Consider the following 13,949-nt stretch of genomic DNA (forward strand, 5'->3'; position numbering starts at 1 on the left):
AACCCCCCCATCGATTCGGGGGCTCGCCACCCCGCAGGGGCCCCCCCCCCCCGCCCGCGTCTTCACACTTCTACAGCTGGCCTTTCCTCCGTCTGCGCCTGACGGAGTTGCTGCCGCACCTCAGCATCGATGCCCCGAGCGAGCTTCCGCTGATGCTTCGCCGTCGAGTGCTGATAGATCAGCTGGGCACGCTCGGAGGACTGGCCTGCGCGGACCATGAGGTCCTTCAGCTTGGCGCCAGTGTCGGCGGCGAGGGTGTTGCCGGTGTGGCGGAGGTCGTAGAAGCGGAAGTTGGACGGCATGCCAACCTTCGTCCTCGCGTTGCGCCACTTCCGGCCGAAGGTCGAGCGGCGGAAAGGGGCGCCCTTCTCGCCGACGAAGAGGAGGCCGTCCCGTTCCTTCTCGGCGAACCACTGGAGATGGCGGCGCAGCTCCGGGAGCAGGAAGTCGGGTAGGTACACAGTGCGTTTGCCCGCACGGGACTTGAGGTCGCCGGTAACCCGCCGCCCGTTTGTCAGCTCGGGGGACGCATGTGTGATGCGTAGCGAGCATTCGTCGAGATCGACACTGTGACGGCGCAGTTCGGCCAGCTCCTCCGGGCGGAGGGAAGCGAAGGCGCCGAGCAGGACCATCAGGCGCCAGCGGGGGCCCATTGCCTCGGCCAGGTCAAGAACCTGCTCGATGGTCGCCGTGGGGCGTTCGTCGGCTTCCTCCTTACCGGCGCCCTTGATGCGGCACGGGTTGCTGCGGAGGAGGTCATCGTCGACCGCCGTCTGCAGGATGGCCTTCAGCAGGCGGTACGACTTGGCGACGGTGGTGGCGCCGGTGGCCTTCAGTCGCTCGGCTCGCCAGGTACGGACCGAGGGCGGAGTGATCTCGTCCAGGTCCTTGCGACCGAAGGTCGGCAGGATGTGGAGGCGGAGCAGTCCGTCGTAGCGGTCGACAGTGGTGGGTGCCAGGCCGCGCTCCTCGATCCAACGCAGTGCGTACTTCTCGAAGTTGACCGCTCCGGCATCCGGGTCGCGCCAGATGTTGCGCTCGATGTCGACGCGGACGCGGTTGAGCCAGTCCTGGGCGTCGGACTTGGTCTCGAAGGTCTCCGGTGCGGTGTACCGCTCACCGTCGGGGCCGATGTAGCGGGCCTGCCACCGGCCGGAGGCGAGCTTGCGCACCGTGCCGAACTCGCGCCGTCGCTGGGGCCTGCGTCCCGCCATCAGGCCGCTTTCCCGTAGCGAGCACGGATGCGGCGGACCGGCTCGACGGTGCGCGCCTCAACGTACTTGGCGACCGCACTCTCGGGAATGCGGACCGGGCGGCCGAGCTTCACGTAGCGGATACGGCGCTCGGCGATCAGGCGGCGGACGAAGCGCTCGCCGGTGCCGAGCAGTTCGCCGGCCTCGGCGACTGTCAGGAGGCGGTCAGCCATTCGCGATCACCTCCTGTGCGGTGCGAGCGATGGGGCGGGAGCGCGTAAGCGCAGGGGATATTGCAGGTCGGCGCAAGGGCGATGAGTCCTCTACTGGGGGGCGGTTCGGGGTGGCAGGCAGTCCGGCCTGCGGCGCCTGGGGTTGCGCGGCGCTGTCCCCTTGAAGAATGGCCAGCGGTGAGACCCGGAGGGCCTGGGCGAGGGCGATGAGGTCGTCGATGTCGCATCGACGTTGGGCGCGTTCGATGCGGGACAGCATCGTGTTCGTCGTCGGACGACCGAAGGCGGTGACGCGGGCAGCGAGCTCGCGCTGGGAGAGGCCGCGTTCGGTGCGGAGGATTTCGATGGTGCGGGCGGTCCGTATTCCGGCCGGTCCAATTTCCAGGGATCGTGCTGCCATGACTCCAGTAGTAGCTTCCATTCGCCGGTTTCGGTAACCGGCGATCATCGGCTATGTTGCCCCGCGCGGACGACGGGGAGTTACCTGTGGGACGGGTTCCGGGCGGTCGGCGAATGCTGTCTTCTCCGGCCTCACCGCGGGCTCTGGCATGTGGTGTTGTGTTGTAGCTTCCGCCCCGGCGGCGAGTCAACGGTCCCCCGATGTGATCCTCCTGGCTTTCGCCTGACGGTTCATAATTTCGGCGACCGGCGATCCGGGTTTATGGTTTTGGTGATACCTCGCAGCACGCGTTCGCCGTCAGCTGTCTGAATTCCGGAGGGAATGCTGGACTTGTGCGGCATTAATGTGGCTGTCTTGGCCATACGACGCCACCAGCCCTCCCTGTGCCTTCGGCCCAGGACTGCGAGCCCCTCCCCCGTGGATCGCCCAATGAGGGCCGACCGCACCTCCCCACCTGATCTAGGAGCCGTCACCCGATGAGCCACGACGCCCGCGAATGGGTGTGGGACCACAGCCTCAGCAAGGGCACCGCTCGGATGGTCCTCGCCCTGATCGCCGACCGGTGCCGCGACCGGCAGTGCGTCGCGTACGCGTCCGTGCCCACCCTCGTGAAACGCGCCAACGCCTCCCGCACCGCCGTACGCGACGCGCTGGCCAACCTGATCGCCAGCGGCGAGCTGGTGCCGCTCGCCGGCCGCAAGGGGCCGCGAGGAGAGACGTACTACTGCCTCCCGGTCGCCGCCCGGTTCCTCGCCGAGCAGGCGATGGAGGGGGACCGGAGTCCAGCCCCCGAGGGGTCGGAATGTGACCCTGCCGAGCACTTCGCGAGGGGGCCGGAATCCGACCCCGGGGAACGGAACCCGACCCCCAGGGGGGTCAGTTTCCGACCCGAGGGGGGTGCGGATTCCGACCCCCAGAACAGAAGGGAACCGAAGGTGAACGGTAAGAGCAGCAGCAGCTCTGCCCCGCTCATCTCCGCTACCGAGTGGCAGATCGACGACGAGGCTCGTGACTGGCTCCAACATCACGGCCACCTCGACCGACTCGGCGAGCACGCCTTGCACGCCGCCGACGAGAAGTGGCGTGCCTACCGGGCCTCATGGGCACCCCGCAGCGCCTCCGCGTGGGGCGCCGACTGGCGCGCGTGGATGGCCCGGGAGCACACGCCCGCGCCCGGCCGACCCAACCTCTACTCCCTGCCCGGCGGCACGTCCGCCCCGCCGACGCCGGGCATGACCCGCACCGAGGCACATATGGCCGCCCTGCTCGCCGCCCTCGACGAACCGACCGGAACGGAATAGCCACTCTGGAACGAAGCGAAGTCGCCGCCGTCCTGGCCTACATCGGCCGCCTCGATCCCCGCAGCATCCGCACCGGCACGGGCGAAGCCCGTGACCAGCTCGCCCAGTGGCACGAGCTGCTCCACGACGTGCCCTTCACTACCGCCCACGGCTGGGACGTCCGCGAGGCGATACGGGTCCACGTCCTCGACTCCCCGTACCCGATCCTCCCGGTGGACATCGCCCGCAGATGGCGCGCGTACCGGCGCGACCGCCTCGACCGGCACACCGACCCCACACCAATTGCCGACCCGGACGATCCGGCCGCCTGGCGAGCCGAGTTGCTCCGTGCTCGGAACGCGGTCGCCACGGGTGTGGCCGCCTATTCGACGCACCTGCAGATCGACAGGGGCGGCCCGTCTCGCCACGTGGAGAAGCGCCTGCGCGAGATCGGATCGTCCATCCCGCCAGCCGTCAGTGCCGAGCTGGCCCGTTACCGTCCCACCCGCGCCGCGCGCGAGGCCGCCGTCGCCAAGGGCGCCCCCGATGCGCTCGGAGTGGGGTGCGAGTGGTGTCACGCACCCGTGGGTGCCCCGTGCCGTCGACGGAGGGCGACCCCTGACGGTGCTGCCAGGGGTAGTGCCATACGTGCCGCTCCCCACCCGTCGCGCATCGACCTCGCCGCTGCCCGGAGGGGCCGACGCCGGCTGGCGTGACGCGGGCCCGGTCTTGCACCTCGCCGTAGCTGCGCGGTCCTACGACCTCGGTCCCCAACCTCCCACGTACGCACCGAACGGGACGGTCCCCAACGAGCACCTTGGGGACCGCGTCCGGGTGACCGGTCCCCACTGAATCCGCAGCTCAGGTGGCCTTTTGCGCCGGTCCCCGAAGCGTCCCCGGCAACGGGGACCGTCCCCACAACAGTCCGCATCGGTCCCGTCGGGGACCGCGACCGTGCAGTGGAAGGGCACGGTCCCCGTGACGATGTGCCAGAAGGACCGTCCCCGATGGACATCCCGTCCCCGTCCCCAAACGATCGGGGACCGCGCACCGCAGCGCTTTGGGGACCGGTCCCCGTTGCCCTCCCCGCGACTGCGGCTCTGGTTCCGACAACCCTCCCTCATCCCCCTTCCAAGATCGCACCTCACAGCCGCCGCAGTGCTCCGGCCATTGCCCTCATCTGCCGTCGGTCGGCACCCCGGCGGCTCAGCTCCCCTACCGAACACTCCCGGAGGACTCCCACCCGTGCCCAACCACCACCCTGAGAACGTCAACCAGAAGGAGATACCGATCACCCCAGACAACAGCGCAGCAAGTTGGAGGTTCGGACACTCCCCCGCAGGGGGAGCGCCCGAGCCCGACCCCGCCCCGGGGGTGGCACGGCCCGACCAGCGCCAGGGGGCGCCGGGCGGGAAGGCTGCGACCGAGGGCGGACCGCAGCCAGGCAAGGCCAGCCCGAAGGGCAAGGCCAAGAAGGGGAAAGCGCGCCCCCGTGACAACAAGCAGCGCCCCGCCCACAGCGTCCGCCTCAACAAACACGAACTCGCCATCATCCGATCCGGTGCCGCGCACGTCGACATGAGCGTGGCCGGGTTCCTGGCCTACTCCGCCCTCGCCGCCGCCCGCGACCAGTCCCGCACCGCGGCAGCCATCGCCACCGAGCGGGACGTCCTGACCGCGCTGTTCGGCGTACGCCGACAGCTCGGCTGGGCGGGCAGCAACGTCAATCAGGCCGTCAAGGTCCTCAACTCCGGTGCCGACGCTTCGCACTTCGCGTCCGCCCTCGCCGATCTGCAGCGCGCCGCACAGGCCGTCCAGCGAGTGGCCGACAGGATCATCCATCGTCAGGAGGGTGAGGCGGCTTGATTCCCCGGATCCACAAGCAGGGCAGCAACACTCTCGGGCTCCTGCACTACCTGTACGGCAAGGGCACCCACGAGGAGCACATCGACCCGCACCTGGTCGCTTCCTTCGACGGCATGGCCCCTGACCCCTGCCGCGACCCCTCGGCGACGAAGGAGGACCTCCAGCACCTCCTCGACCAGCCCCTCGCCCTCCTCGACGCAGACCAGCGCCCCGCCAAGCACGTCTGGCACTGCTCCGTGCGCGCCGCCCCCGACGACCCGGTCCTGTCAGACGAGCAGTGGGGCGACATCGCCCGCCGCATGGTCGCCGCCACCGGTATCGACCCCGGCGACGGCGCCGGCTGCCGCTGGGCCGCCGTCCGGCACGCCGACGACCACATCCACATCATCGCCACCCTCGTCCGCGAGGACGGCCGCCGCCCCGACCACCACCGCTCCGGCCAACGCGCCCAGAACGAAGCCCGCCGCATCGAAAAGGAACTCGGCCTGCACCAGGTCACGACCGGCGACGGCACCGCGGCCCGTCGCCCCACAAGCGCCGAACGCCACAAGGCCGACCGCCAGGGCCGCCAGCGCACCCCGCGCGAGGAACTCCGCGAAACCGTCCGCCAGGCCGCAGCCGGCGCCACCAGCGAGGAGGAGTTCTTCGACCGGCTCGCCTCCGCCGGTCTCCTCATACGCCAGCGCATCGCCCCGTCGGGAGACCGCCTCGGCTACACCGTCGCTCTCCCCGGGGACCGCAACAAGGACGGCGAGCCCGTCTTCTTCTCCGGGTCCAAACTCGCCCCGGACCTGTCCCTGCCCCGCATCCGCGAGCGCTGGACCCCTCCCGCAGATGCCGCCACTGCGACAGACGGATCCCCGCCGGAGGTATCGGCCCTGCCGCCTGTGACAGGTCCCGCGTTCGCGCGGCGCCGGGCCACCGCCGCCACGTGGCAGGCCCTGCTGATCATCGACCACGGCGACGACGGCACGGCAGCGGCCCAGATCACAGCAGCAGGGGAGATCTTCGACGCGCTCGCCAAGACCTCGGCCTCCCACACCCGCACCGAACTCCGCGAGGCGGCCTTCGCGTTCGAGCGGGCCACCCGCTCCCACATCAAGGCCGTACGCGGGCACGATCACGCCCTGCGCCAGGCCGCCCGCGACCTCGTCCACAGCGGGCCCGCCCTCGGCCGCGGCGAAGACGGCGCCACCACCGCCATGCTCATCGACATGGCGTTCTTCCTCGCCATAGCGGCGGCGAACTGGCACGCCAAGAGGCACCACGCCCAGCAGGCGCAGGCCGCCCGCCAGACGGCCGAACACCTCCGCGCCGCCTACCAGGCCGCCGCAATGCAGCCCATGGCCAACCTTGGCCAGCGAGGCCGCCGCATGCCCCAGCCCTTGCGGCACCGGCAGGTGGCCATCCTGCGCCATGCAGTCCCCGACCTGGCCGAACAAATCCTGACCGAACCCGGCTGGCCCGCGCTCGCCGCCACGCTCGCCGACGCGAAGGACGCCGGCCACGACCCGGCCACCCTGCTCACCGAAGCCACACGACGTCGCGAACTCGACACCGCCACCTCCATCAGCGACGTCCTCGTCTGGCGACTGCGCCGCAGCGCCCACCTGCCCGCCGCCCCGGAAAACCCCCAGGACAAAACCACCCGAGATAAGCGGCACGTCCGTTCTCCGGCGCCCGGCGCACAACCCCCGAACAGGGCAGCGAACGGCGCAGCCCGCAGGCGCTGACCGGACAAGCGCAGGCGGAAGGTAGCCGACGATCCCCGGTTACCGAAACCGGTGATCGTCCGGAGTATCTGATGTCCACAAACCCCACGCCCCGCCCCCGGCCCCGCCGCAGTCGAGCACGCATCGCGCCCACCGCCGACCCGCGCCCGACAAACACCCCAACGTGAAAGCACCGCACGTCATGCCCCGAGCACCGCCTGCCCCCACACCCCCCGAACCGCTCGCCAGCACCAACCGATCTCACAACACCACCCACAAGGAAACCGCCCGTGCCCTCCTCTGTCCGCCCCGAAGTCGTCCTCCTCATCACCAAGGTGGACTTCAGCCACCCCGACAGGACGCGCCCCTACCACCGCGACGGACGCCCGTTCACCCGCGCCGAGCGCGACCTGCTGGTCACCTTCACCCCGGAGGAAAAGGCCGCCGCGAACGCGCAGATACAGCTCGAAGCCGAATGGCAGCGTGAACTCGACGAAATGAAGGACGCCTTTGTCGACCTGCTCATGAAGTACTTCGCCAAGCTCCCCGAAGGATCCGTGGTCAGCGATGCCGTCGCCATCATGACCGAGGAGGACTACGCGGAGTTCGAGCGCCTGGCCGAGATCGTCACTGCGGAAGACACCCTCGAATACCGCGCCCTGCACGAAGGAAGCTGACCGGCCACATACCAACGGCGGCCCACTCCACGAACACCCGAAGCCGGGCCTCCCCGACGGGAGGCCCGGCTTCAATGCGTTGGACGAGCCCTCAGCAGGCCGGAGCGCGCAGGAGCCGATCGCGGGTACTTTCGGGCAGCACCCGGCGCAGGACCGGGGCGCTGGAGCTGAGGGAGTCGGCGAAGGCGGCGACGAGGTCGTGCGGCACGCTGCTGCTGAACGACGCGGCCCACAGGTAGCCCGCGCCAAGCGCAGGCTCGGCCCACGCCTGCCACCCGGTCAGGGCCGCCTCGTCCGCCTCAGCCACCAGCGCGAGTGGGTCGCCATCCTGGATGAGGGGCGGCACCTCGCCGAGGTGGATGTGGGAGGCGAACGTCGGATCCACCGCGCCCGACCCGGGCTGGTCCACGTCGCACAGCCAACCGTGCGCCGTTACCACGTCGAGGACCAGCTCGGGGCCACCGCGCGGCAGGGCGGGCTGATCGCGCGCGTCGAGCGCGGCGAGGAAGCTGGCGAGGATCTCCCCTGGGACGTCGGGTGTGAAGTAGGCCGACCACTGGGCGAGCGGGCTGCTCGGGTCCGTACGAGCGGACACTTGCCAGGCGATCGGCAGGTTCCCCAGGTGGAATGGCTCGTCCGGCAGGACCCACTGCGCCCACCGCAGGGAGTCGGGGCTGATGTGCAGGACGGTGCTGCGCAGGACCTGACGGTCCTCTGGCGCCTCGTCCGGCTCCTGGCGCCCGCGGACGAGCGTCAGGCTCATCCACCCCAGGCCGGCGAGTGTGTCAGCGACGGCGTCGTAGAGGCGGCCGTCGTCACCGGCCAGGTGCCGGGGACCGACCCAGAAGGCGGACGGAACACTAGCCGGAGCGGGTGGGTCGATCGGGAAATCGGGATGCAGGTACGCCTCCAGGGGTTGGGGGCCGGGGGCTTGATGCCGCCAGCAGTGCGTGCAACTGGATGGAAGTGCCGGGCTCACTTCGCGGCGGCCTTGGGTAGCAGATGACTGGGCCACCTCGTCCCGCCCTCACCAGACAGACGACGGGCCCCCCAAGAGCGCCGACGCGAGCCTCTGGCTGTCACACCCGCTGAGACGTCTCCAGCACACGAGCGACTGCGGCAGCGACGACGTCCGCCGGCGTCTCGGTGTCGAAGGACATCTGGTAGCCGCGCACCTTGGCCGTACCGGTGACGGCGATCTTCCACCCCTCGCCGTCGGTACCGGGACGGCCAGCCGAAAACCAACCGAGATAGAAGGATCCATCCTTCGAGTTGACGTGTACGTCCGCACGATCGTCCACGACCAGGTGGAAGTCGTCGCCGGAGAACTGATCCATCACGAGCGTCGCCTGACCCGGGCCGAGCAGCCACTCACGCAGCCGCAGGGCCTCGACGCTGGTGGAGAATCCGGGACCTGCGGGTGCCGCAGTCACGACAATCACCTCTCTGACCTGGTGTTTTACGAGAAGGTCGTCCAGGTTCACATGCCGTTGCCGCGTTGGCCAGTCATTGGTGGATCTTTGCTGTCTGCCCCCGGCGAACTGAGACGCAGGGCGCGAGACCTCGCTGTCCAGCCGCGGAAAACGGCGTGCGCGCGGTGAGGCCAGTGCTGATAGTTGCCGCATGGATGGGATCGAGGCCGCACGCGCCGTCGTAGACGAACATCACCCCGACGCGCGTGCCGCGTTCCTGGGCGGCAGCGTCGTGACGGGCCGCCGCACAGCGACGTCGGACCTCGATATCGTGGTCCTGCTCCACGGAGCTCCAGCCCCCTACCGCGCAAGCCTCCAGCACGCCGACTGGCCGGTGGAGATGTTTGTGCACACCGAGGCGACGTGGCACGCCTACGTCGAACAGGAACTACGCAAACGCCGGTCACCGCTCCTATGGATGTGTGCCGACGGGCTGCTGCTCTTCGACACCGATGGGCTCGGAGCGCGCCTCGCCGCACAGGCCCGGAAGCTGACCGACGCAGGGCCACCCCCGGTGTCGCCGGAAGAGATCGGCGACCGTCGCTACGCGATCACCGACCTGCTGGACGACCTCGCGGGAAGCGACGACCAGAGCGAGCGTCTTTTCATCGCGACCGAACTGGTCCGACGCACCGGTGAGCTGGCGCTGGCCGTCGGCGGTTCGTGGGGTGGCGGTGGGAAGTGGCTGGCACGCCGTCTTGAGACGACCGCGCCAGGGCTCAGCACGCGCCTCCACCACGGCCTACAGGAGGTACTGGGCGGGAGGGTCGAGCCCCTCGTGGCCGTTGTGGACGAGGTGCTCGGGCAGGCCGGCGGCCGGTTGTGGGTCGGCTACAAGCGTGGAGGGGTGCCCTGAGCGGTTCTCCACTCGCACGGGGTGCACTCGCTCAAGGGCTGCTGGTTTGGGAGAGGCTGTGGGCGAGCTGGCCCAGGGCGCTGAGAATGCCTTGCCCGAAGCTGGTGGGTGCGATCAGCACGCCGAACACCAGCACGATGACCACGGTCAGCTTCTCATCGAACCGGCTTCGGGCATGCGTGCGTCGGCGCAGCCGCACAATGATGACGACAGCCAGCAGAACCGCCACGTTGATACTCAGAACCACCTGGCCAGCCCTCCCGCACACAACACTTCGGACGTCCCGCCTTCCTGCATAGCCGGAACTCGACAGCACCACGTTTCGATCACCAGTGATTGGCGACGAAGTGCCTGGTCAATGGCTGGATTGGGGCAGCTGCGCGAAGCGAACAGCAGCGCCGCCTGCCCCATTTGCAGCTCGCGGCCGCCGTCGCACTGGCCGCCCTGCCCTGCGCGTCAGGACAGGGCGGTGGGGCGGCGCGGCGGGGGGATGCGGTCCAGCAGGTCCCACAGCGGTCGGGAGCCAGCCGCCCATTCGCCCAGCAGACGGCGGTCGACGAGGTGTATCCGGTGCTCCGCGCCCCACGGGATGGCTTTGGAGGAGAAACGGCCGTTGGTGAGCACGACCGCGACGTCCGCTCCGTGGACCTGACGTGCGGTGCCGTTGACCTGCTGAAGGACACCGACGCCGACGGCGGATCCGCGGTCTCCGTCCCGGCGGTGTTTGCACTGGATGGCCCAGACGCGCCCCATGGGATCGACGGCGCGGACATCGCAGGCGTTGTCGCCGGCGCCGCCGAGCTGCTCCGCCTGGCAGCCGTCCCTTCGCATCAAGTCCCGTATGGCGAACTCGAACGCACGGTGGTCCAGGGCGTCCAGCTCCACGATCCGCATCCGCAGAGCGCGGGCACGCACACGCTCCCACTCGGCCCGCTGCCGTGCCTGCTGCAGCCAGAGGCCACCGGCCACCGCGGCGACCACGGCAGCGACGAGAATGATCCACCAGTGCACCAGCAGCCAGTGCACAACGGTGATCACCAACCCGATCCCCAGGACCCCAGCCCCCAACAGGGCCAACTGATCGTCCTGCTTCTTGGAACGGCGGGCCGGCCGACGCGCCGGACGACGGCCGCTCATCGGGCCATCCTCAGCTCAACCGACAGGCTGCGTTCAGTAAGCCGGGCCAGGACCCTTATCGGCACAGCGACCCGCTCGCACGCCTCCATCCGTACCGCCATGAAGCAACTCACCTCTGTCCACAGGCTGTTGACGATCCCCGCGCAGGCTATGAGAGCACGCGTCACTGACAGCGGGTCGAGATGCGATCACCTGAAGTGAACGGTTTTCGGTCAGCGTGGGCCGCAGCCCGCTGCGGCTGGTCACCGACGACCAGGGGCTTTCGGTGCTCGTCCGACACGCTTCTGCCGTTTCGCGGCAAGCATGGGATCCGACTGCTCCTCTCAGCGGACATCGACCCTCCCACCGGCAGCCTTCCGATCCAGCGTGGAGTTGCGCGGGTGCGCAGGATTGAGGAACCACTTGCGCGCGGAGGCCAGCCACCAGGTGCCGCAGAAGGCGATGACGGCGCCGACCGCGACGGGCGCGTAGTTGAAGGGGTGCGCGGTGACGGGAGAAGTCTGCGGCAGCACGAACAGCACCGTGATCACGAGCACCCAGGCGACGGCAATCGTGCCGACGAGGGGGGACCAGGAGCCGAGGTGCCAGGGGCCACGCTCGAACCGGCTCCCCTGGCGGAGCCGGAGGTAGGTCGGGATGACGTAGGCGATGTACAGGCCGATGGTCGCGATCGACGTGACCGCCGCGTACGCGGTGGTGTTCCAGAGGTAGGGCAGGCCGAGGGCAAAGGCGCCGCCAGTGGCGAGCCATACGGCGTTGGTGGGCGTGCGGGTGGCGGGGTTCAGCTGGTGCCAGACCTTGGAGAAGGGCAGGGCGCCGTCGCGGGAGAAGGCGTAGATCATGCGGGAGTTGGCGGTGACGGACGCCATGCCGCAGAAGAGCTGGGCGACGATGACGACCAGGAGCAGCCACTTGCCGGCCGCAGTGCCGAGGGCGTCCATGAGGATCTGCGCCGGGGGCACTCCGGTCCCGGAGGCGAGTGCGCCGGAGTAGGACTGGATGGCGTAGGTGAAGCCGAACAGCAGGATGAAGCCGGCGGCGAGGGAGACGAGGATCGAGCGGACGATGCCCTTGGGGCCGGCGGTGGCAGCGTCGATGGTCTCCTCTGTCATGTGGGCGGATGCGTCATAGCCGGTGAAGGTGTACTGCGCCATCAGCAGTCCGATCAGCACCACGTAGGCGCTGGAGGAGAAGCCGGTGTTGTTGACGAACTCGCCGAAGACGAAGCCGGCCGACCGGTGGTGGTCGGGCACGAGCACCAGGGCGCCGCAGATCACGACAACGCCCAGGATGTGCCACCAGATGGACACCTCGTTCAGGAAGGCGACGATGCGGACCCCGAAGGTGTTCAGCACGCCGTGCAGGACGAGGATGATCCCGAACAGCGCGATGGTGTGACCGGGCGTGGCCGCGAAGCCGAACTGAAGGTCGAGCAGGGCGTTGAGGAAGGTGGCGGCGCCGAAGTCGACGCCCGCGGTCACCGCTATCTGGCCCAGGGCGTTGAACCAGCCGGTGAACCACGCCCACGCTGCGGCCGTTCTCGCCGGGGCCATGCGGTGCGCCCAGAAGTACAGGCCGGCGCTGGTCGGGTAGGAAGAGCAGACCTCGGCCATCGACAGGCCGACGAACAAGGTCATCAGGCCGACGAACAACCAGCCCCACATGATCACGGCCGGGCCGCCGGTGTTCATGCCGAAGCCGTACAGGGTCATACAGCCGGACAGGATCGAGATGATCGTGAAGCTGACCCCGAAGTTGGCCCGACCGGACATCGAGCGGGAGAGCGTCTGCTGGTAGCCGAGCTCCTTCAAGCGTTCCTCGTCGGAGACGCGTGAGACGTCAAGAGGCATGGAGGTGCCGTCCTTCCTACATCAGAGGGGATGGTGTGGGTGCTCAGTGGTGCCGGCGCCTCGGCGGGCTGTAGGCCCAGGCCCGGTGCCGCAGGAACAGATCTTCCGGCTGGCCGCAGTAGGACCACGGGACGCGGGTGGCATAGGGGCCGATCGCGTCGAAGACCTCCGCCGCTTCGCTGTGGCGGTTGGCGAACGACAACGCGTGCGCGAGGTAGTTGGCGTCGTCCGCGAAGCAGGCATGCGGGCCAGGCGCGCGGTAGCGCCACCAGCGTTCCAGCACGGGGTCGATCTGCGGGCAGTCGATCCAGGGGTGGATGGTCAGCCCGTACGCCGCTTTGTCTCGCTCCTGACGGGATCGGTGGGCCTCGGTGATCACGACCAGGGGCAGGACCGCGATCGGCAGCCCGCGCGGGGCGATGGACGCCTGCTCCTCCGCCCACCACATCGCCTCCCCCGGCCTGCCGTGGTTGCGCTGGAACAGGTAGGTGACGACCTCGTGGTGGGCCTCGCGATTCCACGGATCACGCTGCTTGATCTCCGCCCACACATGCCGCAGGGTCGACCGATCCGGTGCATGCGTCCGCAGCAACGCGAGCATCACCACCAGGGGCGCCACATCGTGGGACCACACCCCGAGCGCTGCCCGGCAGGTGGCCCAGGCTTCCTCCATCAGTGACCGGCCGCTGTTCCGCCCGGCGATCATCGCGCGGAGGGCTTGTACATTCGCGAGCAAGGCTAGGGCGTGCGGTGATCGCGGCTCTGCCTTCGCCCAGGTGTCGGCGAAACGCAGCCGAGCACCCGCTTCGGCTAGCACCTGGAGGCGGAAGATCCGGCAGTCCCAGTCCACACCCGTAGAGGCCAACAACTGCTGCGGGCCCTCCCAGCGCCCCATGGAGGCGTCTTCCAAGGCCCGCCGCAGTGCTTCGTCACCCCGTGCTGGGTGCGTGTCGAGGGGCTCTCTGGTTCTCATCCCTCCTTGCCCCCGTCCACCCTCGACTGGGCAAGGCGGTCGTCCCGCCAAGCTGCACACCCGTAGGCGGTGGGTCCAGAAGTACCGATGCCGAGAGCGGGAGATGGCGCGCTGATCATCGGAGTGCGGACCTCCTGTGATGACGTGTGGGTAGCTTCCCCAGGGACCTGGCTTGGTCACGGCAGCGCAGCGGCTACCGTCGAAGTGAACCGCCCCGGGTGAGGTGGAGACTCGATTCCGTGTAAGGATTCCGAGTCATGGCACGACCCTCGATGTACCCGCCCGAGCTGCGCAAGCGCG

Annotated in this window: 14 protein-coding genes and 1 pseudogene; 6 read left to right on the forward strand and 9 right to left on the reverse strand. The window is 69.3% G+C overall.

The window, feature by feature from the left end; translation table 11 throughout:
- Nucleotides 1–62: 62 nt before the first annotated feature.
- From ABZ854_RS36120 to ABZ854_RS36130, 3 genes and pseudogenes are all read right to left on the reverse strand, one after another.
- Complete coding sequence (locus ABZ854_RS36120) at nucleotides 63–1,214, reverse strand: site-specific integrase (protein WP_361219999.1); 1,152 nt, start codon at nucleotides 1,212–1,214, stop codon at nucleotides 63–65.
- Complete coding sequence (locus ABZ854_RS36125; RefSeq protein WP_361220001.1) at nucleotides 1,214–1,426, reverse strand: helix-turn-helix domain-containing protein; 213 nt, start codon at nucleotides 1,424–1,426, stop codon at nucleotides 1,214–1,216. The genes ABZ854_RS36120 and ABZ854_RS36125 overlap by 1 nt, the downstream gene beginning before the upstream one ends.
- Before the next feature lie 163 nt (nucleotides 1,427–1,589).
- Nucleotides 1,590–1,826: pseudogene (locus tag ABZ854_RS36130) on the reverse strand (helix-turn-helix transcriptional regulator); the annotation flags it as partial.
- A 476-nt stretch (nucleotides 1,827–2,302) separates the two neighbouring features.
- On the opposite strand from ABZ854_RS36130, the gene ABZ854_RS36135 reads away from it, so the two are divergent.
- From ABZ854_RS36135 to ABZ854_RS36155, 5 genes are all read left to right on the forward strand, one after another.
- Nucleotides 2,303–3,127: a helix-turn-helix domain-containing protein gene (locus tag ABZ854_RS36135; protein WP_361220003.1), complete on the forward strand. Its 825-nt coding sequence runs from the start codon at nucleotides 2,303–2,305 to the stop codon at nucleotides 3,125–3,127.
- A gap of 5 nt (nucleotides 3,128–3,132) precedes the next feature.
- Nucleotides 3,133–3,822 (forward strand): hypothetical protein, encoded by a 690-nt coding sequence (locus tag ABZ854_RS36140; RefSeq protein ID WP_361220026.1) that lies wholly within the window; start codon nucleotides 3,133–3,135, stop codon nucleotides 3,820–3,822.
- A 529-nt stretch (nucleotides 3,823–4,351) separates the two neighbouring features.
- The gene (locus tag ABZ854_RS36145; RefSeq protein WP_361220006.1) at nucleotides 4,352–4,972 is read left to right on the forward strand and encodes a mobilization protein; all 621 of its coding nucleotides are present in this window, start codon (nucleotides 4,352–4,354) and stop codon (nucleotides 4,970–4,972) included.
- Nucleotides 4,969–6,705 (forward strand): relaxase/mobilization nuclease domain-containing protein, encoded by a 1,737-nt coding sequence (locus ABZ854_RS36150; RefSeq protein WP_361220008.1) that lies wholly within the window; start codon nucleotides 4,969–4,971, stop codon nucleotides 6,703–6,705. The genes ABZ854_RS36145 and ABZ854_RS36150 overlap by 4 nt, the downstream gene beginning before the upstream one ends.
- A 269-nt stretch (nucleotides 6,706–6,974) precedes the next feature.
- Nucleotides 6,975–7,361 carry a hypothetical protein gene (locus ABZ854_RS36155; RefSeq protein ID WP_361220011.1) on the forward strand — a complete coding sequence of 129 codons (387 nt, stop codon included), beginning with the start codon at nucleotides 6,975–6,977 and terminating at the stop codon, nucleotides 7,359–7,361.
- A 91-nt stretch (nucleotides 7,362–7,452) separates the two neighbouring features.
- On the opposite strand, the gene ABZ854_RS36160 is transcribed toward ABZ854_RS36155, so the two are convergent.
- Together ABZ854_RS36160 and ABZ854_RS36165 are read right to left on the reverse strand one after the other, a co-directional pair.
- Nucleotides 7,453–8,274: a DUF317 domain-containing protein gene (locus ABZ854_RS36160; protein WP_361220029.1), complete on the reverse strand. Its 822-nt coding sequence runs from the start codon at nucleotides 8,272–8,274 to the stop codon at nucleotides 7,453–7,455.
- Between the two features lie 166 nt (nucleotides 8,275–8,440).
- A complete protein-coding gene (locus ABZ854_RS36165) occupies nucleotides 8,441–8,794 on the reverse strand; it encodes a DUF317 domain-containing protein (RefSeq protein WP_361220032.1) in 354 nt (117 codons plus the stop codon).
- 190 nt (nucleotides 8,795–8,984) lie between these two features.
- On the opposite strand from ABZ854_RS36165, the gene ABZ854_RS36170 reads away from it, so the two are divergent.
- Nucleotides 8,985–9,689, forward strand: coding sequence for a nucleotidyltransferase domain-containing protein (locus ABZ854_RS36170; protein ID WP_361220013.1), 705 nt, complete (start codon nucleotides 8,985–8,987; stop codon nucleotides 9,687–9,689).
- 31 nt (nucleotides 9,690–9,720) lie between these two features.
- Here the strand turns inward: ABZ854_RS36170 and ABZ854_RS36175 are convergent, their stop codons facing one another.
- The 4 genes from ABZ854_RS36175 to ABZ854_RS36190 form a co-directional block, all read right to left on the reverse strand.
- Entirely contained in the window at nucleotides 9,721–9,936 is a 216-nt protein-coding gene (locus tag ABZ854_RS36175; RefSeq protein WP_361220015.1) for a hypothetical protein, read from the reverse strand.
- Between the two features lie 209 nt (nucleotides 9,937–10,145).
- Complete coding sequence (locus tag ABZ854_RS36180; protein ID WP_361220018.1) at nucleotides 10,146–10,826, reverse strand: restriction endonuclease; 681 nt, start codon at nucleotides 10,824–10,826, stop codon at nucleotides 10,146–10,148.
- Nucleotides 10,827–11,149: 323 nt separating this feature from the next.
- Nucleotides 11,150–12,676 (reverse strand): amino acid permease, encoded by a 1,527-nt coding sequence (locus ABZ854_RS36185; RefSeq protein ID WP_361220021.1) that lies wholly within the window; start codon nucleotides 12,674–12,676, stop codon nucleotides 11,150–11,152.
- Nucleotides 12,677–12,719: 43 nt separating this feature from the next.
- A complete protein-coding gene (locus ABZ854_RS36190) occupies nucleotides 12,720–13,649 on the reverse strand; it encodes a hypothetical protein (RefSeq protein ID WP_361220024.1) in 930 nt (309 codons plus the stop codon).
- Nucleotides 13,650–13,949: the final 300 nt, after the last annotated feature.

It is taken from the genome of Streptomyces sp. NPDC047028, from assembly GCF_040644095.1.
Lineage (GTDB): Bacteria > Actinomycetota > Actinomycetes > Streptomycetales > Streptomycetaceae > Streptomyces.

What these genes read in the sequence shown, in the direction of transcription:
- ABZ854_RS36190 (WP_361220024.1), bottom strand. Translation starts at nt 13,649, where the DNA reads ATGAGAACCAGAGAGCCCCTCGACACGCACCCAGCACGGGGTGACGAA.
- ABZ854_RS36120 (WP_361219999.1), bottom strand. Translation starts at nt 1,214, where the DNA reads ATGGCGGGACGCAGGCCCCAGCGACGGCGCGAGTTCGGCACGGTGCGC.
- ABZ854_RS36125 (WP_361220001.1), bottom strand. Translation starts at nt 1,426, where the DNA reads ATGGCTGACCGCCTCCTGACAGTCGCCGAGGCCGGCGAACTGCTCGGC.
- ABZ854_RS36135 (WP_361220003.1), top strand. Translation starts at nt 2,303, where the DNA reads ATGAGCCACGACGCCCGCGAATGGGTGTGGGACCACAGCCTCAGCAAG.
- ABZ854_RS36180 (WP_361220018.1), bottom strand. Translation starts at nt 10,826, where the DNA reads ATGAGCGGCCGTCGTCCGGCGCGTCGGCCGGCCCGCCGTTCCAAGAAG.
- ABZ854_RS36185 (WP_361220021.1), bottom strand. Translation starts at nt 12,676, where the DNA reads ATGCCTCTTGACGTCTCACGCGTCTCCGACGAGGAACGCTTGAAGGAG.
- ABZ854_RS36170 (WP_361220013.1), top strand. Translation starts at nt 8,985, where the DNA reads ATGGATGGGATCGAGGCCGCACGCGCCGTCGTAGACGAACATCACCCC.